General features: G+C 65.3%; 23 protein-coding genes and 1 tRNA gene. 11 read left to right on the forward strand and 13 right to left on the reverse strand.

Annotated elements, in window-relative coordinates; genetic code table 11:
• Nucleotides 1–35 precede the first annotated feature (35 nt).
• The 3 genes from addB (at nucleotide 36) to trxA (ending at nucleotide 7,075) form a co-directional block, all read left to right on the forward strand.
• Nucleotides 36–3,182 carry a double-strand break repair protein AddB gene (addB, locus tag F8237_RS14835; protein WP_151645691.1) on the forward strand — a complete coding sequence of 1,049 codons (3,147 nt, stop codon included), beginning with the start codon at nucleotides 36–38 and terminating at the stop codon, nucleotides 3,180–3,182.
• On the forward strand, nucleotides 3,176–6,685 hold the full coding sequence (gene addA / locus F8237_RS14840) for a double-strand break repair helicase AddA (protein WP_162006058.1): 3,510 nt from the start codon (nucleotides 3,176–3,178) through the stop codon (nucleotides 6,683–6,685). Before addB ends, addA begins: the two co-directional genes overlap by 7 nt.
• Nucleotides 6,686–6,754: 69 nt before the next feature.
• Nucleotides 6,755–7,075, forward strand: coding sequence for a thioredoxin (trxA, locus tag F8237_RS14845; protein ID WP_007598398.1), 321 nt, complete (start codon nucleotides 6,755–6,757; stop codon nucleotides 7,073–7,075).
• 126 nt (nucleotides 7,076–7,201) lie between these two features.
• On the opposite strand, the gene F8237_RS14850 is transcribed toward trxA, so the two are convergent.
• The 12 genes from F8237_RS14850 to aroA form a co-directional block, all read right to left on the reverse strand.
• Nucleotides 7,202–7,942 carry a metallophosphoesterase family protein gene (locus F8237_RS14850; protein ID WP_162006375.1) on the reverse strand — a complete coding sequence of 247 codons (741 nt, stop codon included), beginning with the start codon at nucleotides 7,940–7,942 and terminating at the stop codon, nucleotides 7,202–7,204.
• Between the two features lie 168 nt (nucleotides 7,943–8,110).
• A complete protein-coding gene (locus F8237_RS14860; protein ID WP_151645697.1) occupies nucleotides 8,111–9,454 on the reverse strand; it encodes a bifunctional folylpolyglutamate synthase/dihydrofolate synthase in 1,344 nt (447 codons plus the stop codon).
• Nucleotides 9,451–10,392, reverse strand: a complete 942-nt coding sequence (gene accD / locus F8237_RS14865) for an acetyl-CoA carboxylase, carboxyltransferase subunit beta (protein ID WP_151645699.1) — start codon at nucleotides 10,390–10,392, stop codon at nucleotides 9,451–9,453. Before accD ends, F8237_RS14860 begins: the two co-directional genes overlap by 4 nt.
• A gap of 112 nt (nucleotides 10,393–10,504) precedes the next feature.
• Nucleotides 10,505–11,341: a tryptophan synthase subunit alpha gene (gene trpA, locus F8237_RS14870; protein ID WP_151645701.1), complete on the reverse strand. Its 837-nt coding sequence runs from the start codon at nucleotides 11,339–11,341 to the stop codon at nucleotides 10,505–10,507.
• Complete coding sequence (gene trpB / locus F8237_RS14875) at nucleotides 11,338–12,555, reverse strand: tryptophan synthase subunit beta (protein WP_151645703.1); 1,218 nt, start codon at nucleotides 12,553–12,555, stop codon at nucleotides 11,338–11,340. Before trpB ends, trpA begins: the two co-directional genes overlap by 4 nt.
• The gene (locus F8237_RS14880; protein ID WP_151645705.1) at nucleotides 12,552–13,211 is read right to left on the reverse strand and encodes a phosphoribosylanthranilate isomerase; all 660 of its coding nucleotides are present in this window, start codon (nucleotides 13,209–13,211) and stop codon (nucleotides 12,552–12,554) included. The genes trpB and F8237_RS14880 overlap by 4 nt, the downstream gene beginning before the upstream one ends.
• 66 nt (nucleotides 13,212–13,277) lie before the next feature.
• Entirely contained in the window at nucleotides 13,278–13,670 is a 393-nt protein-coding gene (locus tag F8237_RS14885) for a DUF1049 domain-containing protein (RefSeq protein ID WP_151645707.1), read from the reverse strand.
• 81 nt (nucleotides 13,671–13,751) lie between these two features.
• Nucleotides 13,752–14,057 (reverse strand): integration host factor subunit beta, encoded by a 306-nt coding sequence (locus F8237_RS14890; RefSeq protein WP_007598410.1) that lies wholly within the window; start codon nucleotides 14,055–14,057, stop codon nucleotides 13,752–13,754.
• A gap of 172 nt (nucleotides 14,058–14,229) precedes the next feature.
• The gene (gene sppA / locus F8237_RS14895) at nucleotides 14,230–15,210 is read right to left on the reverse strand and encodes a signal peptide peptidase SppA (protein WP_151645709.1); all 981 of its coding nucleotides are present in this window, start codon (nucleotides 15,208–15,210) and stop codon (nucleotides 14,230–14,232) included.
• Between the two features lie 354 nt (nucleotides 15,211–15,564).
• Complete coding sequence (rpsA, locus tag F8237_RS14900) at nucleotides 15,565–17,268, reverse strand: 30S ribosomal protein S1 (protein ID WP_014438737.1); 1,704 nt, start codon at nucleotides 17,266–17,268, stop codon at nucleotides 15,565–15,567.
• Between the two features lie 265 nt (nucleotides 17,269–17,533).
• On the reverse strand, nucleotides 17,534–18,172 hold the full coding sequence (gene cmk / locus F8237_RS14905; RefSeq protein ID WP_151645711.1) for a (d)CMP kinase: 639 nt from the start codon (nucleotides 18,170–18,172) through the stop codon (nucleotides 17,534–17,536).
• Nucleotides 18,169–19,506 carry a 3-phosphoshikimate 1-carboxyvinyltransferase gene (gene aroA / locus F8237_RS14910; protein ID WP_151645713.1) on the reverse strand — a complete coding sequence of 446 codons (1,338 nt, stop codon included), beginning with the start codon at nucleotides 19,504–19,506 and terminating at the stop codon, nucleotides 18,169–18,171. Before aroA ends, cmk begins: the two co-directional genes overlap by 4 nt.
• Before the next feature lie 160 nt (nucleotides 19,507–19,666).
• On the opposite strand from aroA, the gene F8237_RS14915 reads away from it, so the two are divergent.
• The 3 genes from F8237_RS14915 (at nucleotide 19,667) to F8237_RS14925 (ending at nucleotide 20,624) form a co-directional block, all read left to right on the forward strand.
• Nucleotides 19,667–20,071: a TIGR02300 family protein gene (locus F8237_RS14915; RefSeq protein ID WP_143842650.1), complete on the forward strand. Its 405-nt coding sequence runs from the start codon at nucleotides 19,667–19,669 to the stop codon at nucleotides 20,069–20,071.
• A gap of 95 nt (nucleotides 20,072–20,166) precedes the next feature.
• Nucleotides 20,167–20,242: transfer RNA gene (locus F8237_RS14920), tRNA-Ala, on the forward strand.
• Nucleotides 20,243–20,381: 139 nt separating this feature from the next.
• Entirely contained in the window at nucleotides 20,382–20,624 is a 243-nt protein-coding gene (locus tag F8237_RS14925) for a GIY-YIG nuclease family protein (RefSeq protein ID WP_151645715.1), read from the forward strand.
• A 6-nt stretch (nucleotides 20,625–20,630) separates the two neighbouring features.
• Here F8237_RS14925 and F8237_RS14930 read toward each other — a convergent pair whose 3' ends face one another.
• Nucleotides 20,631–21,089 carry a MarR family winged helix-turn-helix transcriptional regulator gene (locus F8237_RS14930; protein ID WP_151645717.1) on the reverse strand — a complete coding sequence of 153 codons (459 nt, stop codon included), beginning with the start codon at nucleotides 21,087–21,089 and terminating at the stop codon, nucleotides 20,631–20,633.
• 145 nt (nucleotides 21,090–21,234) lie between these two features.
• On the opposite strand from F8237_RS14930, the gene F8237_RS14935 reads away from it, so the two are divergent.
• The 5 genes from F8237_RS14935 to ugpE all read left to right on the forward strand — a co-directional run bounded on the left by F8237_RS14935 (nucleotide 21,235) and on the right by ugpE (nucleotide 26,363).
• Complete coding sequence (locus F8237_RS14935; RefSeq protein WP_151645719.1) at nucleotides 21,235–21,660, forward strand: organic hydroperoxide resistance protein; 426 nt, start codon at nucleotides 21,235–21,237, stop codon at nucleotides 21,658–21,660.
• Between the two features lie 178 nt (nucleotides 21,661–21,838).
• The gene (locus F8237_RS14940) at nucleotides 21,839–23,041 is read left to right on the forward strand and encodes a CaiB/BaiF CoA transferase family protein (protein ID WP_151645721.1); all 1,203 of its coding nucleotides are present in this window, start codon (nucleotides 21,839–21,841) and stop codon (nucleotides 23,039–23,041) included.
• Between the two features lie 228 nt (nucleotides 23,042–23,269).
• Nucleotides 23,270–24,586, forward strand: a complete 1,317-nt coding sequence (gene ugpB / locus F8237_RS14945; protein ID WP_151645723.1) for a sn-glycerol-3-phosphate ABC transporter substrate-binding protein UgpB — start codon at nucleotides 23,270–23,272, stop codon at nucleotides 24,584–24,586.
• Between the two features lie 47 nt (nucleotides 24,587–24,633).
• Nucleotides 24,634–25,515: a sn-glycerol-3-phosphate ABC transporter permease UgpA gene (gene ugpA / locus F8237_RS14950; RefSeq protein ID WP_151645725.1), complete on the forward strand. Its 882-nt coding sequence runs from the start codon at nucleotides 24,634–24,636 to the stop codon at nucleotides 25,513–25,515.
• Nucleotides 25,515–26,363 carry a sn-glycerol-3-phosphate ABC transporter permease UgpE gene (gene ugpE, locus F8237_RS14955; protein ID WP_151645727.1) on the forward strand — a complete coding sequence of 283 codons (849 nt, stop codon included), beginning with the start codon at nucleotides 25,515–25,517 and terminating at the stop codon, nucleotides 26,361–26,363. Before ugpA ends, ugpE begins: the two co-directional genes overlap by 1 nt.
• Nucleotides 26,364–26,371: the final 8 nt, after the last annotated feature.

Here is a 26,371-nt window from a genome sequence, read left to right on the forward strand (position 1 = left end):
CTATATTGGCGCCTGATCCTTCGAATCAGGCAGCCATGCGCGTTTTCAGCGTTCCCCTCTCAGTTCCGTTCCTGCGCACGGTCGTCACGGCCCTGCTCGACGGCCGGCTGGTCGACGGATTCGAGGCGCGCAAGGAGCCGGCGCGGCTGGCCGATGCCACGCTGTACCTGCCGACACGACGCGCCATGCGCGTCGTCCGCGAGATCTTCCTCGACGAGATGGAGGCCGATGCCGTGGTGCTGCCGCGCATCGTCGCGCTCGGCGACATCGACGAGGACGAGCTGGCTTTCGCCGACGAAGGCGAGCAGTTTTCCGGCGCAACGCCGCTCGACATTCCGCCGCGGCTCGGCGAGCTCGAACGGCGGTTGACGCTGGCGCAGCTCGTCGCCGCCTGGGCCAAGGGCCCGGTGTTGTCGCCGCTGGTGGTCGGCGGCCCGGCCTCGACGCTGGCGCTGGCCGGCGACCTCGCGCGCCTGATCGACGACATGGTCACGCGCGGCGTCGACTGGAGCGCGCTCGACGGCCTCGTGCCTGATATGCTCGACCGCTACTGGCAGCATTCGCTCGAATTCCTGCGCATCGCGCGCATCGCCTGGCCCGGCCACCTCGCAGAGATCAACCGGATCGAGCCTGCGGCGCGGCGCGATCTCCTGATCGCGGCGGAGGCCAACCGGCTGACTACGCATCCCCGTGGCCCCGTGATCGCGGCCGGATCAACCGGCTCGATGCCGGCCACCGCAAAATTCCTGCATGCGGTCGCCTCGCTGCCGCACGGCGCCGTCGTGCTGCCGGGCCTCGACACCGATCTCGACGACGACGCCTGGCGGACTATCGGCGGCGTGCGCGACTCACTCGGAAAATTCGTCGAGCATCCGGCCTCGAACCATCCGCAATATGCCTTGCATGCGCTGCTGGATCGTTTTGGCATCAAGCGCGGCGACGTCGAGATCCTCCAGTCGCCCGCGGACGGCGGCCGCGACCTGCTGGCCTCGGAATCGATGCGGCCGTCCACGAGGACGGAGGTCTGGTACGACCGGCTCAAGCAGCCGGATGTCGCCGCCAGGATCGCCGGCGGCATGACAGATCTCGCCGTCGTCGAAGCCCCCAATCCTGAAATGGAAGCACTCGCAATCGCCATTGCGATGCGCGAGGCGCGGCATCTCGAAAAATCGGCGGCGCTGGTAACGCCGGACCGCGCGCTGGCGCGGCGGGTGATGGCGGCGCTGACTCGATGGGATCTCGCCTTCGACGATTCCGGCGGCGACGTGCTGATGGAAACGTCTGCCGGAACCTTCGCACGTCTGGCGGCGGAGGCGGCGACCAAGGGCCTGGAGCCGCCGACGCTGCTGGCGATGCTGAAGCATCCGCTGTGCCGGCTCGGCCGCGCGCCCGGCGCGTGGAAGACGGCGATCGAAGGGTTGGAGCTCGCGCTCCTGCGCGGGACGCGGCCACCCGCTGGCACGGCCGGCCTGCTGCGGGAATTCAACCGCTTCCGCGAGGAGCTTGCGAAGCTCGAGCGCAAGGAGGTCTCCTCACTCCATCACGCCGAGCCGCGCGCGCGTCTCAAGGCGCCGGACATCGAGCGGATCCAGGCGCTGATCGATATCCTGCAAAAGGTGCTGGCACCGATCGAGAGCCTGGCATCATCAAAACCGTATGACTTCGCCGAACTCGCGCATCGGCATCGCGAGATCCTGATCGAGCTGTCGCGCGACGAGCAGGGTATCCCGCTGGCCTTCGAGGAGCGCGAAGGCCTCGCGCTCGCCGGCGCCTTCGACGATCTGCTGCGCGGCGGCACGACCAGCGGGCTGATGGTGCAGTTGGCCGACTATCCCGAACTGTTCCAGACAGCCTTCGGCGACCGCGCCGTGCGGCGGCGTGACAAGCCCGGCGCGCGGCTGCAGATCTACGGCCCGCTGGAATCGCGCCTGATGCAAGCCGATCGCATCATCGTCGGCGGCCTGATTGAAGGCGTCTGGCCGCCGGCGCCGCGCATCGATCCCTGGCTCAGCCGACCGATGCGGCACGAGCTCGGCCTCGACCTGCCGGAGCGCCGCATCGGCCTTTCCGCCCACGATTTCGCGCAGCTGCTCGGCGGCGGCGAAGTCATTCTCACCCACTCCGCCAAGGCCGGCGGCGCACCGGCGGTGGCCTCGCGCTTCCTGCACCGGCTCGAGGCCGTCGCGGGCGAGGAGCATTGGAAAGCGGCCATTCGCGCCGGCGAAAAATACGTGAAATTCGCCGAAGCGCTCGACCAGCCCGAGGAGGTCGAACCGGTCAAGCAGCCCGAGCCGCGACCACCGCGCGCGACACGGCCGATGAGAATGTCGGTGACCGAAATAGAAGACTGGTTGCGCGATCCCTACACCATCTACGCCAAACGCATCCTGAAGCTCGCCGCGCTCGATCCCGTCGACATGCCGTTGTCGGCCGCCGACCGCGGCTCGGCGATTCACGATGCGCTCGGCGAGTTCACGGAAACCCATTCCACGCATCTGCCCGCCGATCCCGCCCGCGTGCTGCGCGCGATCGGCGAGAAGTATTTCGCGCCGCTGATGGAGCGGCCCGAGGCGAAAGCGCTGTGGTGGCCGCGCTTCCAGCGCATCGCGCGCTGGTTCGGCGAATGGGAGACGGTGCGGCGCGAGGCGATCGAGACGATCACGGCGGAGACCCAGGGCAGGATTTCGATCGGGCTCGACAACGAGCGCAGCTTCATTCTCACTGCACGCGCCGATCGCATCGAACGGCGTCGGGGCGGAGGCTATGCCATCCTCGACTACAAGACCGGACAGCCGCCGACCGGCAAGCAGGTCCGCATGGGCCTGTCACCGCAGCTCACGCTGGAAGCCGCGATCCTGCGCGAGGGCGGTTTTCCCGATATCGATGCCGGCTCCTCGGTGAGCCAGCTGGTCTATGTCCGCCTGAGCGGCAACAATCCGCCGGGCGAAGAACGCATCCTCGAGCTGAAGTTCAAGCAGAGCGACGAGCCGCAGCCGCCGGACACCGCCGCCGCGGAGGCGAGGGCCAAGCTGGAGGTACTGATCCGCGCCTTCGACGACGAGAACCAGCCCTACACCTCGCTGAACCTGCCGATGTGGACCAACCGCTACGGCACCTATGACGATCTCGCCCGGATCAAGGAATGGTCCGCGGCCGGCGGTTTGGGAATCGAGGAATGGTGAAGCTGCCGCGCCCCATCCCGGAGGAGGTGCGCGCGCGTCAGGCGCGTGCGTCCGATCCGACCGCGTCGGCTTTCGTGTCGGCCAATGCCGGCTCGGGCAAGACGCACGTGCTGGTGCAGCGCGTGATCCGCCTTCTGCTGTCGGGCGTGCCACCGGAAAAGATCCTCTGCATCACCTTCACCAAGGCTGCCGCGGCTAACATGGCCGAGCGCGTGTTCACCACGCTTGGCCATTGGGTGACGCTGGACGACGATGCGCTCACGAGGGCCATTGTCGCGGTCGGGATCCCGTTTCCCACCGCAAAACTGCGGCGCGAAGCACGAAAGCTGTTCGCCTGTGCGCTGGAGACGCCGGGCGGGCTGAAGGTGCAGACCATCCACGCGCTGTGCACCCGACTGCTCCAGCAATTCCCGTTCGAGGCCAACGTTCCCGCGCGCTTCGCCGTGATCGACGAGCGCGACCAGACCGACATGATGGAGCGCGCCAATCTGAAGGTGCTGCTGGAGGCCGCGCGCGATCCGGACAGCGTCACCGGCCGCGCGCTGCTGACCGCGATGGCGAGCGCCGCCGATGTCACCTTCAAGGAGGTCGTGCGCGAGGCCTGTCTCAGCCGCGACCATTTCATGGCCTGGACCGACGAGGCCGGCAATGCGGAAGCGGCGGCCGTGCAGATGGCGGCGGCGCTGGGTGTGGATGCGAGCGACCGCATCGAACACGTCGAGACGGAGATTCTCGACGGCCCGTTCCTGCCGCGATCGCGCTGGGACGACATCGCGTTTGCGCTGGAGGACGGCAGCAAGTCCGACAACGACCAGGCCAGCCGGCTCCGCGAGGCGAAGGTGTTTTCCGGCGCCGCGCAGGTCGACGCCTATCTCGGCGTCTTCCTCACCGACGAGAAGCTGCCGCGCAAGGCGGTGCTGACCAAGAAATTTGGCGAGCACAACCCGTCCGTCGCGCGCCTGTTCGAGAATGAGGCGCAGCGCGTCAGCGGCTTGATCGAGAAGCGCCGCGCGGTGTCCATGCGCGACCGCACCGCAGCTCTGTTGCACATCGCGACCGCAGCCGCCGCAAACTATCGGCGCGAGAAGCAGGAGCGCGGCCTGCTCGACTACGACGACCTCATCGACAAGACGCTGGCGATGCTGAACCGCGTCGCTTCGGGCTGGGTGCACTACAAGCTCGACCGCGGTGTCGACCACGTACTGATCGACGAAGCCCAGGACACCAGCCCGCGGCAATGGGACATCGTCGCGCACATCATCTCCGAGTTCACGGCCGGCGAAGGCGCGCGCGAGGGGCTGAACCGCACGGTCTTCGCGGTCGGCGACGAGAAGCAGTCGATCTTCTCGTTCCAGGGCGCGGCCCCGCACGAGTTCGACGCGCGGCGGCGCGAGCTGCACCGCAAGTTCACCGCGGCCGGGCTGAAATTCGATCCCGTCGCCTTCACCTATTCGTTCCGCTCGGGCGCTGCGATCCTGCACTCGGTCGACCACGTCTTCCGCGATCCCGCGATCTACAAGAGCATCCATTCCGTCGAGATCGGCCATCCCCTGCATAACGCGCTCGCCGATGCTGGCCCGAGCGTGATCGAGCTGTGGGACCTGGCGCAAGCCGACGACAGGCAGGACATCGAGGGCTGGCGTGCGCCGTTCGACGGCGTCGCCGTCACCAGCCCCGAGGTCAAGCTCGCCCGCCGCATCCAGGCCGAGATCAAGCGGCTGGTCGAGAGCGGCACGCTGACCGGACACGAAGGCGAGCGGCGCCCGCTGCGCTATGGCGACATGCTGATCCTGGTGCGCCGGCGCGGCAATGCGTTCGACGCGGTGATCCAGGCGCTGAAGCACGCGGGCGTCCCGGTCGCCGGCGCCGACCGGCTCAAGCTCACCGAGCATATCGGCATCATCGATCTGATGAACCTCGCCGACGCACTGCTGCTGCCACAGGATGATCTCGCGCTCGCGGTGGCGCTGAAGAGCCCGTTGTTCGGGCTCGATGACGACGATCTGTTTCAGCTCGCCCATGATCGCAAGGGATCGCTGCGCCGCGCGCTGGGCGTGCATGCGGCTGGAAGCGAGAAATTCACGACCGTGCTGCGGCGGCTCGAAGCCTGCGAAGCGCGCGCACGCGATGAAACGCCATTCGCCTTCTATGGCTGGCTGCTCGGCGGCGACGGCGGACGCGCGCGCATCCTGCGACGGCTCGGCCATGAGGCCAACGACGCGCTCGACGAGTTCCTGGAGCTCGCACTGAACTACGAGCGCAAGGCGCCGGCCTCGCTGCAGGGCTTCATGGCCTGGCTACGCTCGGCCGACACCGAGGTGAAGCGCGACATGGAGATCTCGCGCGACGAGGTGCGGGTGATGACGGTGCACGGCGCCAAGGGCCTCGAGGCCTCCGTTGTGTTCATGGTCGACACCACGTCCTCGCCGGCGGATTCGCAGCGGGTCCGCTTGATCCACGTGCCGCGCGGCAATGGCGGCGAGGTCGTGGTCTGGGCGGGGCGCAAGGCGGATGATCCGAAGCCCGTCGCCGACGGGCGCAAGGCGATGATCGAGGAGACCGAAGACGAATATCGCCGCCTGCTCTATGTCGCGATGACGCGCGCGGCCGACCGGCTGATCGTCGGCGGCTGCATGCCTGGCAACATGAAGACGGTGCGCAAGCTGAGCTGGTACGACCTGATCGACACCGGGCTCAAAGGCTCAGGCCTCGACAAGCAGACGATCGAGACGCCGCTCGGCAAGGTGACGAGGTTCGCCCGGCCCGAGGATGTCGCTGCGCAGGGCACGCCCGCCACAGCGGTGGACCAGACGATCGCGTTGCCCGGCTGGCTGCGGACGCCGGCGCCGCGCGAGATGATCGACGACGATCCGGTGCGTCCCTCCGGCCAGTCGGCCGAGGAGGGCCGCAGCGTGCGATCAGGCGAATCAGTCCAGTCTCGCGCGCTGGCGCTGCAACGCGGCACGCTGGTGCACCGGCTGCTGCAATCCCTGCCCGACATTGCCATGGAGCGCCGGCGCGAGGCCGCGCTCGGCTTCATGGCGCGCAACGCCGCGAACTGGCCGGAGGCCGACCGCACGGCGCTGGCCGACAAGGTGCTCGCCCTGATCGCCGAGCCGCGCTTCGCAGCCGTCTTTGCAGCCGGCAGCCGGGCGGAGGTCGCCATCGTCGGCCGGCTGGAGCGGCCGGGCCGCGCCCCGGCGCTGGTGTCGGGGCAGATCGACCGGCTGGTCGTTCGTCCGGACGAGGTCCTGATCGTCGATTTCAAGACCAATCAGGCCGCGCCCAAAAACGCCGCGGAAGCCCCTGCCGCCTATGTCCGGCAGCTCGCACTGTACCGGGCGGTGCTGGCGCGGCTTTATCCCCAAAAGCCGGTCAGGACCGTCCTGCTCTGGACCGAGGCCCTTGAATATATGGAGATTTCAGCCCCCGCGCTGGACGCGGCGCTGGCATCCCTTCATGTCGGCGTGAGCGTCCTTGACCCGGCAAGGGGCCGTTCATAGGTTGGCTCCATGATCCCCGGCGCGATTCCAGGTCGCGCCGATTCTCTTTCAACCGAACGAGGTACTCCCATGGCCGTTGGCAAGGTTTCCGACACCGATTTCGAAGCCGAAGTGCTCAAGGCGAACGGTCCCGTCGTCGTCGATTTCTGGGCCGAGTGGTGCGGCCCCTGCCGCATGATCGCCCCCGCGCTCGACGAGATCGCCGGCGCGATGGGCGACAAGGTCAAGATCGTGAAGCTCAACGTCGACGAGAGCCCGAAGACCGCGTCGAAGTATGGCGTGATGTCGATCCCGACCCTGATGATCTTCAAGGGCGGCGAGATGGCCTCCCGCCAGGTCGGCGCAGCGCCGAAGGCGAAGCTCCAGCAGTGGATCACGTCGGCGGTCTGATCCGCGGCGCGCAAGAGTTTGTGCAACGGCCGGCGAAAGCCGGCCGTTTTGTTTTGGCCTTGCCCAAAGCCAGATGCCTGTCATTCCGGGCTCGATGCTTCGCATCGCCCCGGAATGACGGAGGGGCTACTTGATCCGCCCCGTCGCCAGCGCGTTCGCCAGTTCGGGTTGATTGTTGCGGCGTGCCAGCGCGGCCATCGTTTCATGATCGTAGGCGATGTGGCGGAACGTCACCTGCCAGGCACCATCCGCCAATTCGAGGATCGCATAGCGCGCGTGCGGCGTGCCGGCTTCGACGACATGCGGGAATGGATGCACGTCGCGATAGCCGGGGCTGCCGACACTGCCGGGATTGACGATCAGCCGGCCATCGCGAAGCCGCACCGCACGAGCGAGATGGGTGTGGGCGCACAGGATCAGCGATTGCGTGATGCCTTGCGCGAACTGCTCGATCCGGTCCAGCGGCGATAGCGCCACCGTACCATCGGGATGCACGGTATCGAGCCAATAGACCTCGTCATTCCCGGGCGTCGCATGGCAGAGAAACACCTGATCACGAAAGACGCGCGTCTTCGGCTGCGCGCGCAGCCAGTCGAGTTGCGCAGCATCGAGCGCGTCGTAGGCGGGACGATCCCACGAGCCCATCTTCTCCGGCGGGCGGTCGAGCAGATAGCGATCGTGATTGCCGAGCACGTGCACGGCGTCGATCCTCATCAGGATCTCGACGGTTCGCCGCGCATCGAGCGGGCCGCTCAGCATGTCGCCGAGATTGACGATGTCGGAGATGCCTTGCGCGTGGATGTCGGCAAGCACCGCTTCCAGCGCGAGGTGGTTTCCATGGACGTCCGCTATCGCGGCAAAACGCATCGGCATTCTCACTCTCGTGCCCCGGACGCGGCGCAGTACGTACCTCGCGATGCGAAGCATCGTCGAGTGTGGTGCGCTGCAGAGCCGGGGCCCATGTGGCGGCATTCTGGGTCCCGGCTCTGCGCAGCAACGCTTGCGCGTTGCAGCGCGTCCGGGACACGAAACTACCTATGCAGGAGGCGTGCCGTTGATATCAAGCACATGGCCGGCGAGATAGAGCGAGCCTGATATCAGGATTCGCGGCGGCACTTCGTAGGCGAGCTTCGACAGCCCGCGCAATGCGGCCTCGATGCCGGGCGCGATCTCGACGCGCATGCCGAGGCTGCGCGCGGCGTCCGCGAGCCGGTCGACCGGCATCACGTTTTCGATGTCGGGAATCGGTACCGCGATGATGTGACGGGTGAGGCCGGCGAAATTGGCGAGGAAGGCCTGCGCGTCCTTGTTGGCCATCATGCCTGATATCACCACCAGCGGCCGCGACACCCGCTCTTCGAGATCACCAAGCGCCGCCGCCGCGACGCGGCCGCCCTCCGCATTGTGGCCGCCATCGAGCCAGAGCTCCGACCCCTGCGGTCCGAGGCCGAGCAGCTCGCCCGAGGTGATGCGCTGCATCCGCGCCGGCCATTCCGCGCCGACGATGCCGGCCTCGAACGCCGCATGATCGACCTTGAATGTGGGAATCGCGCGCAGCGTCGCGATCGCGAGGCCGGCATTGTCGAACTGGTGACGACCGAACAGGCGCGGCGCGGTGAGATCCATCAGGCCACGCTCGTCGGAATAGACCAGGCGCCCGTGCTCGACATTGACATGCCAGCTCTCGTTCGAGGCAAACAGCGGCGCGCGCATGCGCCTCGCCTGCGCCTCGATCACGGCCATCGCTTCCGGCGCCTGCTCCGCGCAAACCACGGGCACGCCGCGCTTGATGATCGCGGCCTTCTCGCCCGCGATGGAGGTCAGCGTATCACCGAGGAAGTCCATGTGATCCATGCTGACGGGCGTGATCACGCAGGCCGCCGGCGTATCGATGACATTGGTCGAATCGAGCCGGCCGCCGAGGCCGACTTCGAGCAGCACCACATCGGCCGGGTTCTGTGCGAACAGGTGAAAGGCGGCCGCGGTCTTCAGCTCGAACACGGTCGCAGGCTCGCCGGCATTGACGCGCTCGACCTCTTCGAGCGCCGCACGCAACTCATCATCGCCGACGAGCATGCCGCCGCCGACGCGGCCGATCCGGAAACATTCGTTGATGCGGACGAGATAGGGCGAGGTATAGGCGTGGACACGCAGGCCTGCCGCCTCCAGCGTCGCGCGCAGATAAGCGAGCGTCGAGCCCTTGCCGTTGGTGCCGGCGATGTGGATTACCGGCGGCAGCTTGCGTTCAGGGTGGCCGAGCCGCTCGAGCAGGCGGTGCATCCGCTCGAGCCCGAGATCGATGCGCTTCTGATGCAGGGCCGACAGCCGCCCGATCAATTCGCCGAGCGGCGGCTTTGCATTGTCCGCGGAAGCGTTCACGCGTGCGGCGCGGCCGGCGCCACTTCCGGGGCCGATACGATCTGCGCCGGGCTGACGACAGGCTGCGCTGACTTGGATGCACTTTCCAGCGCGGGCGCCTTTGTCAGGAGACGGCAAAGCCGCGCCAGGGTCGGGCGCAAATCGTGGCGGTGCACGACCATGTCGACCATGCCGTGCTCTTTCAGGTACTCGGCGCGCTGGAAACCCTCGGGAAGCTTTTCGCGAATGGTCTGCTCGATCACGCGCGCGCCGGCAAAGCCGATCAGCGCGCCGGGTTCGGCGATCTGCACGTCGCCCAGCATCGCATAGGACGCGGTGACACCGCCGGTGGTCGGGTTGGTCAGCACGACGATGTAGGGCAGCTTGGCCTCGCGCAGCATCTGCACGCCGACCGTGGTGCGCGGCATCTGCATCAGCGACAGGATGCCTTCCTGCATCCGCGCGCCGCCGGATGCGGCGAAGACGATGAACGGCGACTTCTTCTCGACCGCGAGCTCGAGCCCGCGCACGAGGGCCTCGCCAGCGGCCATGCCGAGCGAGCCGCCCATGAAATCGAAATCCTGCACGGCGATGACGACGGCGGCGCCTTCGAGCTTGCCGTAGCCGACCTTGACCGCGTCGTTCAAATTGGTTCGCGCGCGCGCATCCTTGATGCGGTCGACATATTTCTTCTCGTCGCGGAACTTGAGCGGATCGGGGGTGACGTCAGGCAATGCGACGTCGAACCAGGTCTCGTTGTCGAAGATCGACTTCAGACGCGCCACCGCGCCCATGCGCATATGGTAGTTCGAGCCGGGGATGACGAACTGGTTGGCCTCGACGTCCTTGTAGAACACGAGCTGTCCGGAATCCGGGCACTTGATCCACAGATTCTCCGGCGTCTCCCGCCGCAGCATGTTGCGGATTTTCGGCCGGACCACATTGGTAAGCCAGTTCATGGTTTGCTCCGATGTGCGACCCCCGCCCGGGGATCGCCTGAAGGGATATATGGCGGCCGGGCCGTTGCCCGGCAAGCCGCCGTGTCGCCCGCCCTGGAAGCGGAATTATGGCCTATTCCGCCGCCTGTTGCGCGCCCCTGACGCCCTGGGCCAGGGACGCCGTCAGCTCGGCAACGGCGTTAACGGTTTTGGCGGTCGCGCGGCCTTCCGCATCAAGACTGCTCTTGAGCGCGTCGACCAGCGCGGTGCCGACCACGGCGCCGTTCGCATGCGAGGCGATGGAGCGCGCGGTCTCCGGCGTCCGGATGCCGAAGCCGACGCAGACCGGCAGTTTCGTATGCCGCTTGATGCGGGCAACCGCCTCGCTGACGGCCGAGGAGTCCGCGGCCGCAGCACCGGTGATGCCGGTGATCGAGACGTAGTAGACGAAGCCTGAGGTGTTGGCGAGCACGGCCGGCAGACGCTTGTCGTCGGTGGTCGGCGTCGCCAGGCGGATGAAGTTGAGGCCGGCCTTCATCGCGGGCAGGCAGAGCTCTTCGTCTTCTTCCGGCGGCAGGTCGACGATGATCAGGCCATCGACGCCCGCGCTCTTCGCATCGACCAGGAATTTGTCGACGCCGTAGATGTAGATCGGATTGTAGTAGCCCATCAGCACGATCGGCGTGGCATTGTCGTCCTTGCGGAAGCCGCGCACGAGCTCCAACGTCTTCTTCAACGTCATGCCGGCCTTGAGCGCGCGCAGGCCCGCGGCCTGGATCGACGGACCGTCGGCCATCGGATCGGTGAAGGGCATGCCGATCTCGATCACATCGGCGCCTGCCTTCGGCAGCGCCTTGATGATCTCGAGCGACGTTGCCGGATCGGGATCGCCTGCCATCAGGAAGGTGACAAAGGCCGAGCGGCCCTGCTTCTTCAATTCTGCAAAACGGGTGTCGATACGCGTGGTCACTTGCTCTTGCCCTTCAGGATGTCGCCGACCTGCGGGACGTCCTTGTCGCCGCGGCCGGAGAGGTTGACGACCATCAGGTGATCTTTGGGAAGCTTTGGTGCGAGCTCCATCACCTTGGCGATGGCATGCGCGGGCTCGAGCGCGGGGATGATGCCTTCCAGCTTTGACAGCAGCTGGAACGCGGCGAGCGCCTCGTCATCGGTCGCGGAGAGATAGTTGACGCGGCCGATCTCGTGCAGCCAGGAATGCTCGGGGCCGATGCCGGGATAATCGAGGCCGGCCGAGATCGAATGCGCATCCTGGATCTGGCCGTCCGCGTCCATCAGGAGATAGGTGCGGTTGCCGTGCAGAACGCCGGGACGGCCACCGGCGATCGAGGCCGCATGCAGCTGCGTGAGCCCGTGGCCCGCGGCTTCGACGCCGAAGATCTCGACGGAGGGATCGTCGAGGAACGGATGGAACAGGCCCATCGCGTTCGAGCCGCCGCCGATGCAGGCGACCAGCGAATCCGGCAGGCGGCCTTCGATCTCCTGCATCTGCGCCTTGGTCTCGTTGCCGATGATCGATTGGAAATCGCGCACCAGCATCGGATAGGGATGCGGGCCCGCCACCGTGCCGATGCAGTAGAAGGTGTTGTGCACGTTGGTGACCCAGTCGCGCAGCGCCTCGTTCATGGCGTCCTTCAGCGTGCGCGTGCCCGACTGCACCGGCATCACCGTCGCGCCCAGCATCTCCATGCGGATCACGTTGGGCTGCTGCCGCTCGACGTCGACCGCGCCCATGTAGACGATGCATTCGAGCCCGAACCGCGCGCACAATGTCGCGGTGGCGACGCCGTGCTGGCCGGCGCCGGTCTCGGCGATGATGCGCTTCTTGCCCATGCGCCGCGCCAGCATGATCTGGCCGAGCACGTTGTTCACCTTGTGCGAACCGGTGTGATTGAGCTCTTCGCGCTTCAGATAGATCTTGGCGCCGCCGAGATGCTCGGTCAGGCGCTCGGCGAAATACAGCGGCGAGGGCCGGCCGACATAGTTCTTGAGATAGCCGTCCATCTCGGCCTGGAAGGCCGGATCGGCCTTGGCCTCGGTGTAGGCCTTCTCCAGATCGAGGATCAGCGGCATCAGGGTTTCGGCGACGAAGCGTCCGCCGAAAATGCCGAAATGGCCGCGCTCGTCGGGGCCGCTGCGGTAGGAGTTTGGTTTGGCGATGTTCATCGGACGCTCAATTCTTGCGTGGCGCGGCTTGCGCGAATGAAGGCTTTGATCATCTCCGGATCCTTGACGCCGGGAGCGCTCTCGACACCGGAGGAGACGTCGACGCCGCCGGCGCGGGTGACCCGAACGGCTTCGGCGACGTTCCCTGCATGGAGACCGCCCGAAACCATATACGGCAGCCCGAGCTCCAGGTTTTGCAGAAGGTGCCAATCGAAGGGGGCGCCGAGCCCGCCCGGCCGCGTTGCGTCCTTGGGCGGCCTCGCGTCGAACAGGATGCGGTCGGCGACCGCAGCATAGCCGGGCAGGACGGCGAGATCGGCGGCGGTCTCGACCGGCAGCGCCTTCATCACCGGGCGACCGAACTTCTGCTTGATGTCGCGCAGCCGGGCCACGGTCTCCTTGCCGTGGAGCTGAAAGATGTCCGGCGACAGGGCATCCATGATGTTGTCGAACGTGGCATCGTCGGCATCGACCGTGAGTGCGACCTTGAGGGCGCGCCGCTTCACCTGGCGACCGAGATCACGGCCAAGCTCCAGTGCGACGTGCCGCGGCGACGGCGGAAAGAAGACGAATCCCACCATGTCGGCGCCCGCGTCGAGCGCTGTTTCAAGCGTTTCGCGCGTGGACAGGCCACAGATTTTAACGAGCAGGGACATGGTCTCGAAGCAGCTGGAGGCCGCAGGTCCGCGGCCGGAAAACAGGGTTTTCTGTCGGGGCCGCTTCTACAACGTCGCGCGCTGCTTGTCTCGCCCGACGGGCCCGTAAAGGCCGACCCCGGCGGGGACGGGGAGGCGCTGGACCTCGGGTTTCGCTGCGGCCGCCTGGGCCCGCAGATCGGCCAGTTCGAGCCTGGCAGCCCGCGCATCCGCATCGTTCCGGCGCGCCGCGCGCCGCCAGTGGCGCTGGTCGAACCAGACCGCGCAGCCGCCTGCCAGGACCCCGAGGGCGCCCACCAGGATCAGCAGCAGGAACAGCGGCAGAGTGACCGACAGCGACGGATCGTCCGAGATGAAGGGGTCGAAGGAGACCGTGACGAAATGCCGGTTGGCAACGGCGAAGGCCACCAGGATCAGGCCCAGCGGGATCACGATCAGCGCGGTCAGGAACTTTCGCATCGCGATCGCTCGTCTTGAATCAAGCTTGCTGCCGCATCATGCGGCCGTTCGGTTAAGCCCGGACGACAGTCGACGACGGCCTTAATCCGGCGCGCCGGGATCCGGATGGTCGCGATTCAGCCGCTCGCGCATTTCCTTGCCGGTCTTGAAGAACGGAACACTCTTCTGGTCGACGGGCACATGGGCGCCGGTGCGTGGATTACGCCCGGCGCGTGCAGGGCGATGCTTGACCGAGAAGGCACCGAAGCCGCGCAACTCGACGCGATCACCGCGCGCGAGGGCTGCTACGATCTCTTCGAGAATCGCATTCACAATGTTCTCGACATCCCGCTGGTACAGATGCGGGTTGTGCTCGGCGATACGCTGAACAAGTTCGGATTTGATCATCGAGAGATAGGACCCGGAAGCGTGCGGATGACCATTTCCGTGAAAATACCGTGATCTGTCAAGACGCTAAATCAAGGTTGAGCGTCGTGAAAATACGTGACAAATGCCGAAAAAGCGGGCTGACTCGACACCCGCGAGACGGGAAAAGCCTTTGGCGCTCGCCCGACCCCGGTCAGTTTGACGCCGCCGGCTGCCACAGGGCCAGCATTCCATCCATTCCGAACCGGTCCACGGCCTGCGCGACACCGGTTTGCCCGATCTGATGCGCAATCGAGCCTAAACCGAGCGCTTCCAGCGTCACGGCAGCCGCCGCCTTGAGGAACGGCAAATCGCTGAAGCGCGGCTGAAGCTTGTAATCGCGGACGGTGAGTCCCTTCTTGACGCCCTTCTGTTCGACCAGCCAGGTCACCGCGGTCTTCTCGTCGCCGAGCTGATCGATCAGCTTGAGATCGATTGCCTGGCGCCCGGTGAAGACGCGGCCATCGGCGACTTTTTCGAGCTGCGTGTCATCCATGCCACGCCGTTCCTTCACCAGGCCCTTGAACCAGGCGTAGGAATCCTTCACCAGCGCATCGAGCGCGGCGCGCGCCTCCGGGCTGGTCGGCTCGAAGCCGTTGGGCGCGGCCTTCAGCGGCGAGGACTTTACCTCCTCGACCTTGACGCCGACGGTCTTCAGCAGCTCCGAGACGTTGGGAAACTGGAACAGCACGCCGATCGAGCCGACCAGCGAGCTCTGCTGGGCGATGATGTGGTCGCTCGCAATCGCCGTGATGTAACCGCCGGAAGCGGCAAGGCCTTCGACCACGACGACGAGCGGCTTCTTCGCCTTCAGCCTCACCAGCGAATCGTAGAGCTGCTCGGAGCCGGCGGTGGTGCCGCCCGGCGAGTTGATATGGACGATGACCGCGGCGGCCTGCGAATTCTCCAATCGCTCCAGCGCCTGCGTGCGGTCGGAATCGCTGCGGATCAGGCCTTCGATCTGAACGCGAGCGATCGAGCCGGCGGCTGCGAACGTGCCGCGCGCGCCGGGCGTCGCGATCAGCGCGAAGCCTGCGATCGCCGCGATCGCGATCAGGGCGGCGGCCACGCGCCAGAACGTCAGCTTGCGACGGATCCTGCGGCGATCGACGATGATGTCCGAATCGAGCGACATCGCAATATCTCCAAATGAAAGGCCAGGCGCGTTGTGCCGTCACAGCGTGACCATTGGCTTATCTGGATACATCAATTGCGGCGCAATTTGAAGAAAACAAGGCCTGCCGAGGGCGGAGGAAGTCGCCACAAACTCATTCGTCATCCCCGCGAACGCGGGGATCCATAACCCCAGGGAGAAGTTGTCGCGCGAAGCTCGTAACTCCGGGTCTTCGCCAAATGTCTCCCTGGGGCTATGGGTCCCGGATCGGCGCGCCGCTTCGCTGCGCTTGTCCGGGACGACAGTTGAGAATGTAGCAACAAAAAAGCCCCGGCTCGCGCCGGGGCTTTGGTGTCAGCGAAACCTTCGTTTCGCTTACTTGTCGCGGTTCTTGAGCGCGGTGCCGAGGATGTCGCCGAGCGTCGCCCCCGAATCGGAGGAGCCGTACTGCGCGATGGCTTCCTTCTCTTCGGCGACTTCGAGCGCCTTGATCGACACCTGGACCTTGCGGGCCTTCTTGTCGAACTGGATCACGCGGGCATCGACCTTCTCGCCGACGGCAAAGCGTTCGGCGCGCTGGTCGTTGCGGTCACGGGCGAGCTCCGAGCGCTTGATGAAGGTCGAGAAGTCGGTACCGGTGATCTTCACCTCGATGCCGCTTTCCTTCACTTCGAGCACTTCGCAGGTCACGACCGCGCCCTTCTTGACATCGCCCGGCTCGGCGAATGGGTCGCCTTCGAGCTGCTTGATGCCGAGCGAGATGCGCTCCTTCTCGACGTCCACATCGAGCACCACGGCCTTGACCATGTCGCCCTTCTTGTAGTTGTCGATCACCTGCTCGCCGGGAAGCTTCCAGTCGAGGTCGGAGAGATGGACCATGCCGTCGACGTCGCCCTCGAGGCCCAGGAACAGACCGAACTCGGTCTTGTTCTTGACTTCGCCCTCGACCACCGAACCGGTCGGGTGACCTTCGACAAAGACCTCCCAGGGGTTGCGCATGGTCTGCTTGAGGCCGAGCGAGATGCGGCGCTTGACGGAATCGACTTCGAGCACCTGCACTTCGACTTCCTGCGAGGTCGAAACGATCTTGCCGGGGTGCATGTTCTTCTTGGTCCACGACATCTCGGAGACGTGGATCAGGCCTTCGATGCCCGGCTCGAGCTCGACGAACGCACCGTAGTCGGTGATGTTGGTGACGCGGCCGGTGAAGCGGGCACCCAGCGGGTACTTGGCTTCGATGCCCTGCCACGGATCGTCCAGCAGCTGCTTCATGCCCAGCGAGATGCGGTGCGTCTCGTGGTTGATCTTGATGATCTTGACCTTCACGGTCTGGCCGATCGAGAGCACCTCGGTCGGGTGGTTGACGCGGCGCCACGCGATGTCGGTGACATGCAGCAGGCCGTCGATGCCGCCGAGATCAACGAACGCACCGTAATCGGTGATGTTCTTGACCACGCCGTCGATGACCTGACCCTCTTCGAGGTTCTGCACCAGCTCCTGACGCTGCTCGGCGCGTGTCTCTTCCAGCACCGTGCGGCGGGAGACGACGATGTTGCCGCGGCGGCGGTCCATCTTGAGGATCTGGAACGGCTGCGAGTTGTTCATCAGCGGCGCAACGTCGCGGATCGGACGGATGTCGACCTGCGAGCGCGGCAGGAAGGCCACGGCACCGTCGAGGTCGACCGTGAAGCCGCCCTTGACCTGGTTGAAGATGACGCCGTTGACCTTCTCGTTGTTCTGGAACGCCTTCTCGAGCTTGCCCCAGCTCTCTTCGCGGCGCGCCTTGTCGCGCGACAGCACGGCTTCGCCGAGGGCGTTCTCGATGCGATCGAGGAACACTTCCACCTCGTCGCCGACCTTGAGCTCGCTGTCACGGCCGGGGCCGGAAAATTCGCGCAGGGCGACGCGGCCCTCGGTCTTCAGGCCGACGTCGATGACGGCCATGTCCTTTTCGATTGCAACAACCCTGCCCTTGATGACGGAGCTCTCCTGCAGGTTGCCACCTGCGAAGGACTCATCGAGCATCGCGGCGAAATCATCGCGCGAGGGGCTATAGGTATCAGCGGAAGTCGAAGCCATTTGTTCTCCAGTTGCGGATGTCGTGCCGGCCGTTGGGTTCAAGGGCGTATCGGGCGCGCAGTGTCGGAAGGTCCACAAAACCTTCGAGCGACCGCTCGTTGCTCCGGTTTGAACCGGAACAGCGGAAGCGGGCCGGCTGAGGCCCGCGCATTCGATACGTGGAATCTTTGTCCGGAGCCTGGATCGCGCCGGTCCCGAAACGAAGGACCCGACGTATCGACCTCAAAGAGCGGGAGCGGGCGCTTCCTCCAATGACGGCAGCGGCTTAACCCCGCGACCGGCCCGCTCGGACGGCCTCGATAATGTCGATGGCGGCCCGGACGCCCGCTTCTATATCCAGTTGGGAGTTATCTAGCAAGTAAGCATCGGAGGCGGGTTTCAGGGGGGCGATCGGCCGGTTCTGGTCGCGTTCGTCGCGCTGGATGATGTCCGCCAGCACGGCCGCCTCGTCCGCCTCCTCGCCCCGCGCCAGGGCTTCCATGGTCCGGCGGCGGGCGCGGACCTTGGGGTCGGCGACGACGAAGATCTTCACATCGGCATCCGGGCAGATCACGGTTCCAATGTCGCGGCCATCAAGCACGGCACCGGGCGGATCGGCGGCGAACTGCCGCTGGAAATTGACCAGGGCCTCACGAACCCTCGGGATGGCCGAGACGATGGAGGCGCCCTCGCCGGCCTTCTGGGTCTTCAGGGCGGGATTGCCGAATTTTTCGGGATCGAGCTCCAACGCCGCCGCGACCGCCGCCGCTTCGTCCCTGAGGTCATGTCCGGACTGCATCAGGGCGTAGGCCACCGCGCGATAGATCACGCCGGTATCGAGATGACGATAGCCGTAGTGATGAGCGAGCCTCTTGCCGAGCGTCCCCTTGCCCGAGGCGGCCGGTCCGTCGATGGCGATGATCATGAAAACTCGGCCCCCAGCGAACGCATCATCGGGATGAAATCCGGGAAGCTGGTGGCGATGAAGGCGGTGTCGTCGACGGTGACCGGCTGGTCGGACGCGCAGCCCATCACCAGCGCGGACATCGCGATGCGATGATCCATGTGGGTGGCGACCGTGCCGCCGCCGGGGACATGGCCGCGCCCCTCGACGATCAGATCGTCGCCGGAGACCTCGACCTTCACACCGTTGACGCGGAGCATATCGGCGGTGGCCTCCAGCCGGTCGGATTCCTTGACGCGCAGCTCCTGCAGGCCGCGCATGATGGTGGTGCCCTCGGCGAAAGAGGCCGCCACCGCCAGCACGAGATATTCGTCGATCATCGACGGCGCGCGCTCGGGCGGCACCTCGACGCCGCGCAATTTCGAGGCGCGCACGCGCAGCTGCGCCATCGGCTCGCCGGCATCGCCGCGCACGTCGCTTTCCTCGATCGAGGCGCCCATTTCACGCAGCGTGGTGAACAGGCCGGTGCGCAGAGGATTGGTCATGACATCGGACAGAACGACATCAGACCCCTCGACGATGAGCGCAGCAACGACCGGGAAGGCCGCCGAAGACGGATCGGCGGGCACGATGACAGTCGCGCCATGCAGCTCGGGCTGGCCCACCAGCGTGATGCGGCGGCCATGCTGGCCTTCCGGCACAGACGTGATCTCGGCACCGAAATGCTTGAGCATCAGCTCGGTATGGTCGCGGCTGGCCTCGCTCTCGATCACCGTGGTGGTGCCGGGTGCGGCGAGGCCCGCCAGCAGCACCGCCGATTTGATCTGGGCCGATGCGACCGGGGTCTTGTAGGTGATCGGCAGCGGATCGCGCGCGCCCTGGACGGTCAGCGGCAGACGGCCGCCCTCGCCACCGGAAACGACCTTCGCGCCCATCTTTTCGAGCGGGTCCAGGATCCGGCGCATCGGGCGGCTGCGCAGCGAGGCGTCGCCATCGAACACGGCCGAGATCGGGCAGCCCGCAACGGCGCCCATGACGAGCCGGCAGCCGGTGCCGGAGTTGCCGAAATCGAGCGGCGCCTTGGGCTCGGCGAAGCCGGCGACGCCGACGCCGTTCACCTTCCAGGCGAAATCTCCGGTGCGTTCGACCCTGGCGCCCAGTGCCTGCATGGATTTGGCGGTGTTGAGGACGTCTTCGCCCTCCAGCAGGCCCGAAATCCTGGTCTCGCCGACCGCGAGCGCGCCCAGGATGAGGGCGCGGTGGGAAATCGACTTGTCCCCGGGCACCCGTACTTTTCCGGTCAGGGGACCGCTGGCCCGCGACTTGAGCGGCGTCGGCTTGTCGGAATGGGTCAAGATTGTGTCCTTGGATGGCTCTTTGGAGCTCGTGGGCAGGTACCACAAGGTGTCCTCGCCGTCACCGGCATGTCTTTCTCCCGTAATGCGCTATTGACAGCGGGCCGCCAACTAGCCAAGTGAAACACCGCTTTTCCGACATTCCCAGGATTCCTCTGCCGTGGCCAAGTCCGAACTCGGAACCAAACGTATTTGCCCGACCACGGGCAAGAAGTTCTATGACCTCAACAAGACTCCGGTGATCTCGCCCTATACCGGCGAAGTGGTGCCGATTGCGCCGATTGCGCCGGCTCGTGCGAGCCGGGCCGAACCCCGCCATGCGCCGGCCGCTGACACCGCGCCGGAGCCGGCAGAGGTCGAGGAGGTCTCGCTCGAGGAGGCCGACGCCGAGGAAAACACCGGCAAGGTCAAAGCCGTCGTGCCCGAATCCGAGGACGATATCGAGGTCGACGAGACCATCGAGGACGATGACGACGATGATTCGACCTTCATCGCCGACGACGAAGAGGGCGATGAGGACGTCACCGACATCATTGGTGACGTCGGAGGCGATGAAGAGACTTGAGATCAGCCCTGATCTGTGAAAAAGGGTGCACCGCGCGAGTCACCAGGCTCGCCGGTCGGGAGTGATCCACCAGGATCGTTCCGTTTAAGGACTACGGGGCCATAGCTCAGCTGGGAGAGCGCTTGCATGGCATGCAAGAGGTCGGCGGTTCGATCCCGCCTGGCTCCACCACGCTTCGCCCTTCGGGCTACGCGTGGCGCAGCCGCGCACAGCCCGAAGGGCGAAGCGTGGTGTCCGGCGAAGCCCGAAGGGCGAAGACGGACTGGTAGACGCGCCCCCTATCCCTAAGCTTCCGCCGTGCGAGCCAACGATGTGGTACGTCTACATCATCCGCAGCATCGAGTTCCCCGACCAAGAATACATTGGCGCCACCGAGGATCTGAAGCGGCGGCTTCCGGAGCATAATGCCGGTAAATCCGCTCATACTGCCAAGTTCAAGCCGTGGAAGCTGGTCTGGTACTGCGCTTTCCCCGACAAGCTTAAGGCCTTGGCATTCGAGAAATATCTCAAGTCACACTCAGGCCGCGCCTTCTCAAAAAAGCGGCTCTGCTGATTCTCCCTACTCCCCGATCACCGCATTCAGCCTGTCCCGCAACGCGACGATCTCGTCCTTCATCGCCACCAGTTCCGAGACCGAACAGTCCGACGCGGCCAGGATCGATTGCGGCACGGCGCGCGCCTTGTCCTTCAGGGCGTAGCCCTGCGGCGTCAGTGCGATCAGCACCTGACGCTCGTCCTCGCTGGAGCGGGTGCGCTTGACCAGGTGGGCGGCCTCGAGCCGCTTCAGGAGCGGGGTCAGCGTGCCCGAATCGAGGAACAGCTTCTCGCCGATGTCCTTCACCGGCACGTCGTCGCGCTCCCACAGAACCAGCATCACGAGATATTGGGGATAGGTCAGGCCGAGCCGGTCCAGCAACGGCTTGTAGACGCGGTTGAAGGCGTGCGCGGCGGAATAGACCGCAAAGCAGATTTGGTTGTCGAGACGTTGCGGATCCAGGGTCGATGATTTCCGGGGCATAGAGAATCTCACGAGGTCTCCCCATTCTGGGGCCGGGCGGCGGCACATTCAATTGCGAACAATTAAATGTGAGGTACGGCAATTTCAATTGCGCACAATCTAATTGCCTGCGATATGAATTGCACCCCAACCCGAGGAGACGAAAATGTCAGTGAACGTCCTCTACAAGACCAGCGCAAAAGCCACCGGTGGCCGCGACGGCCATGCTGCGACCCTCGACGGCGCGCTCGACGTCAAGCTGACCACGCCGAAGGAGCTCGGCGGTGGCGGCGGCGCCGGCAACAATCCCGAGCAGCTGTTTGCGGCCGGCTACGCTGCCTGCTTCATCGGCGCGATGAAGTTCGTGGCGTCCCAGGGCGGCCCGAAGGTGCCGGCCGACGCCTCCGTCACCTCGACCGTCGGCATCGGCCCGCGCTCGGAAGGCGGCTTCGGTCTCGACATCGATCTTGCCGTCTCGCTGCCGGGCCTCGCCCGCACTGATGCAGAGGCGCTGGTCGAGAAGGCCCACCAGGTGTGCCCCTACTCCAATGCCACGCGCGGCAATGTCGACGTTCGCCTGACGGTCGTCTGATCCAACGACGGATTGGCTGGCCCGAGATCCCCCTTGGGCCGGCCGCTTCCGTTTCATTTTGCCACGCCGCGGGACTGCACGGCGGCGCTGCATATGCCCCACCGCAACCAAGCCATTGCTGGCACAAAAAAACCTCGCTAGGCCTGTGATCAAACGCCGACACAGGGGAAGCGAAGGCATGACTGAAGCCGTTTTGGGCGCAATGAGCGGACTGCGCGTGATCGATCTCACGCGCGTGCTTGGCGGTCCCTACTGCACCCAGATCCTCGCCGACCATGGCGCCGATGTGATCAAGGTCGAGCCACCCGCCGGCGACGAGGTGCGCGACTGGGGTCCTCCGTTCCACGAGGACGACGCGGCCTATTTCATCGGCATCAACCGCAACAAGCGCTCGATCGGCCTCGACCTCGCCTCCGAAGGCGGCCGCGTCGTGCTGCTCAAGATGCTGGAGACGGCCGACGTCCTGATCGAGAATTTCAAGCCGGGCACGCTGGAGAAATGGGGCATCGGCAACGAGGTGTTGCGCGAGAAATTCCCGCGCCTCGTGCATTGCCGGATCTGCGGCTTCGGCGCCGACGGTCCGCGCGGCGGCAATCCCGGTTATGACGCCATCATCCAGGCCATGACCGGCATGATCGCGGCAACCGGCTCGCCCGAGAGCGGGCCGATGCGGATCGGCGTGCCGCTGGTCGACATCGGCACGGGACTCTACGCGGCGATCGGCATCTTGATGGCGCTGTCGGAACGGCAGCGCTCTGGCAAAGGCCAGTTCCTCGAGACCACGCTGTACGAGACCGGCCTTGCCATCATGCATCCGCACACCGCGAATTATTTCATGCACGGCAAGCCGCCCGGCCTCACCGGCAACGAGCATCCCAATCTCGTTCCCTACGCGATCTTCCCGACCAAGACCGACAACATCTTCATCGGCGTCGGCAATGACGGCACCTTCCGCAAGCTCGCCAAGGAGATCGGCAAGCCCGAGCTCGGCACCGATCCGCGCTTTGCCCGCAACAAGGACCGCATCGCCAATCGCGAGGCGCTGCGCGCCGAGCTTGCCGCCGTGTTCAGCCAGCACGAGGCCGAGCCGCTGTGCAATCGCCTGCTCGCCGCGGGCCTGCCCGCGGGTCCGGTGCAGAAGATCGACCAGGCGTTGACGAACCCGCACACGATCGCGCGCGGCGATATTATCGAGAAGGATTGGTACAAGGGCGTGGCCTCGCCGATCCGGCTCGATCGCAGCAAGCCGAGCCTGCGCCGCCTGCCGCCGAAATTCAGCCAGCACGCTCAGGAGGTGCTGGGCGAGTTCGGGTATTCCAAGACCGAGATCGACGCCATGGTCGAGAAAGGCACGGTCTGCGGCCCCGAGCGCAAGGGCTAGGGGCCCTCACCTCCTCACGCAATGATGCCGCACTGCGGCGCGGGCATACATGTGCACTGCGAACGGAGGAGGCTGCCTGCGTCGCCTTCGCCTATTTGACGGCTCCCCTTTAGCAGCGCTTGCCGCTTTCGTTTCTCCCGCTTACACAGTCATGTGAACGTCATATGGCGCTGCTAGCGCAAGCGATCTTTTTGACGGCCAAGAGAACGGCCAAGGGAGGTTTACTTGATGGCTCTTCGACACTTTGGGGCGGCTGCCGCATTTGCAGTCATGGTTGGCATGACGGCTTCGCCGGCGCTGGCTGTGACCGAGATCCAGTGGTGGCACGCGATGACCGGCGCCAACAACGACGTCATCGTCAAGCTCGCCACCGACTTCAACGCGTCGCAGACCGATTACAAGGTCATTCCGACCTACAAGGGCAACTACCCCGACACGATGAACGCCGGCATCGCCGCGTTCCGCGCCGGCAACGCCCCGCACATCATGCAGGTGTTCGAAGTCGGCACCGCGACCATGATGGCCGCGACCGGTGCCGTGAAGCCCGTCTACAAGCTGATGGCCGAGGCCGGCGAGAAGTTCGATCCGAAGAACTATCTCTCCGCGATCACCGGCTATTACTCGACCTCGAAGGGCGAGATGCTGTCGTTCCCCTTCAACTCGTCCTCGACCGTCATGTGGGTCAACCTCGACGAGCTGAAGAAGGCCAACGTCGAGATCCCGAAGACCTGGCCGGAAACCTTCGCGGCCGCCAAGAAGCTTCACGACAACGGCCATCCCACCTGCGGCTTCTCCGGCTCCTGGATCACGTGGGTCAATCTCGAGCAGCTCTCCGCCTGGCACAACGTGCCGCTCGCCAGCAAGGCCAACGGCCTCGACGGCTTCGACACCGTGCTCGAATTCAACGGCCCGCTCCAGGTCAAGCATCTCGAAAAGCTGGTCGAGCTGCAAAAGGACAAGACCTACGACTACGCCGGCCGCACCAACACCGGCGAAGGCCGCTTCACGTCCGGCGAATGCCCGATCTACCTGACTTCCTCGGCATTCTTCGGCAACGTCAAGGCGCAGGCCAAGTTCGCCTTCAACGCAGTGCCGATGCCGTATTATCCGGACGTCAAGGGCGCGCCGCAGAACTCGATCATCGGCGGCGCTTCGCTCTGGGTGATGGGCGGCAAGTCGGCCGACGAATACAAGGGCGTCGCGAAGTTCCTGACCTTCCTCTCCGACACCGATCGCCAAGTCTACATCCACAAGGCCTCGGGCTATCTGCCGATCACCAAGGCGGCCTATGAGAAAGCCAAGGCCGAGGGCTTCTACAAGGATCAGCCCTATCTCGAGACCCCGCTGCTCGAGCTGACCAACAAGGAGCCGACCGAAAACTCGCGCGGTCTGCGGCTCGGCAACATGGTCCAGCTGCGCGACGTCTGGTCGGAGGAAATCGAGCAGGCTCTGGCCGGCAAGAAGACCGCCAAGCAGGCGCTGGATGCCGCCGTGGAACGTGGCAACACGATGCTGCGTCAGTTCGAAAAGACCGCAGTGAAGTAAGGCATTGAAGCGGCAGGCCGGACCCGGCCTGCCGCTTCGGCTGCATCATGCAAAAGCAAGCCATTTTCCAATCCAAGCTATTGCCCTACGCGCTGGTTGCGCCGCAGCTCGCGATCGTCCTGATTTTCTTCTATTGGCCGGCCTTGCAGGCGGTGATCCAGTCCTTCCTGCTGCAGGACGCCTTTGGTCTGTCGACCACCTTCGTCTGGTTCGAGAACTACGTCGAGCTGTTCAGGGACCCCGCCTATTTCGAGGCGATCGTCCGAACCTTCCTGTTCTCGTTCGCCATCGCCGTGTCGTCGCTGTCCTTTGCGCTGCTGCTCGCCGTGATGGCGGACAAGCCCCTGCGCGGCTCGATGCTCTACCGCACGCTACTGATCTGGCCCTATGCGGTCGCGCCGCCCGTGGTCGGCGTGCTGTGGATCTTCATGCTGCATCCCTCGCTTGGCGTGCTGTCGCGCTATCTGCGCGCGGTCGGCATCGACTGGAATCCGCTGCTCGACGGCGACCAGGCCGCGGCACTGATTATTCTCGCCGCCGCCTGGAAGCAGATCTCCTATAATTTCCTGTTCTTCCTCGCCGGCCTGCAGGCCATCCCGAAGAGCGTGTTCGAGGCCGCCGCGATCGACGGCGCGCGGCCGATGCGGCGATTCTGGACCGTGACCTTCCCGCTGCTGTCGCCGACCATCTTCTTCCTGCTGGTCGTCAACATCGTCTACGCCTTCTTCGACACTTTCGGCATCATCGACACCATGACGCGCGGCGGGCCCGGCACGTCGACGGTCACGTTGGTCTACAAGGTTTATTCCGACGGCCTGCTCGGCGGCAATCTCGGCAGCTCGGCGGCGCAATCGGTGATCCTGATGGTCATGGTCATCGTACTGACCGGAATCCAGTTCCGCTTTGTCGAACGCAAGGTGACCTACTGATGGTCGAGGAAGAGGGCTTCCGGCGCTACGTCGCCCATTTCATCCTCTGGATCGGGATCGCGATCGTCGCGTTCCCGGTCTACATCGCGATCATCGCCTCGACGCAGGACAACGCGCTGATCGCCAACGGACAGATGTCGCTGCTGCCGGGCGGGCATTTCTTCGAGACCTACTACCAGACCATTTTCGTCGGCACGAGCGGCTCGACCCGCGAGCCCGTCGGCAACATGATGCTGAACTCGCTGGTGATGGCGCTGGCGATCGCGATCGGCAAGATCGCGATCTCGATCATCTCGGCCTATGCGATCGTGTATTTCCGCTTTCCGTTCCGGATGCCTATCTTCTGGATCATCTTCATCACCCTGATGCTGCCGGTCGAGGTGCGCATCTATCCGACCTACAAGATCGTCGCCGATCTGCACATGCTCGACAGCTATGCCGGCCTCGCGCTGCCGCTGATCGCGTCGGCGACCGCGACGCTGCTGTTCCGCCAGTTCTTCATGACCGTGCCGGACGAACTGCTGGAGGCCTCGCGCATCGACGGCGCCGGCCCCTTGCGCTTCTTCTGGGATACGCTGCTGCCGCTGTCGCGCACCAACATGGCTGCGCTGTTCGTGATCCTCTTCATCCTCGGCTGGAACCAGTATCTCTGGCCGCTGCTGATCACCACCCGCGACGACATGCAGACCATCCAGGTCGGCATCCGCAAGATGATCACCACCACCGACGCGCTGACCGAATGGCCGATCGTGATGGCGACTGCCGTGCTGGCGATGCTGCCGCCGGTGTTCGTCGTCGTCGCCATGCAGAAATTGTTCGTGCGCGGCCTGGTCGAGACCGAGAAGTAAGTGAGTTC

Source organism: Bradyrhizobium betae (assembly GCF_008932115.1).
Classification (GTDB): Bacteria; Pseudomonadota; Alphaproteobacteria; order Rhizobiales; family Xanthobacteraceae; genus Bradyrhizobium; species Bradyrhizobium betae.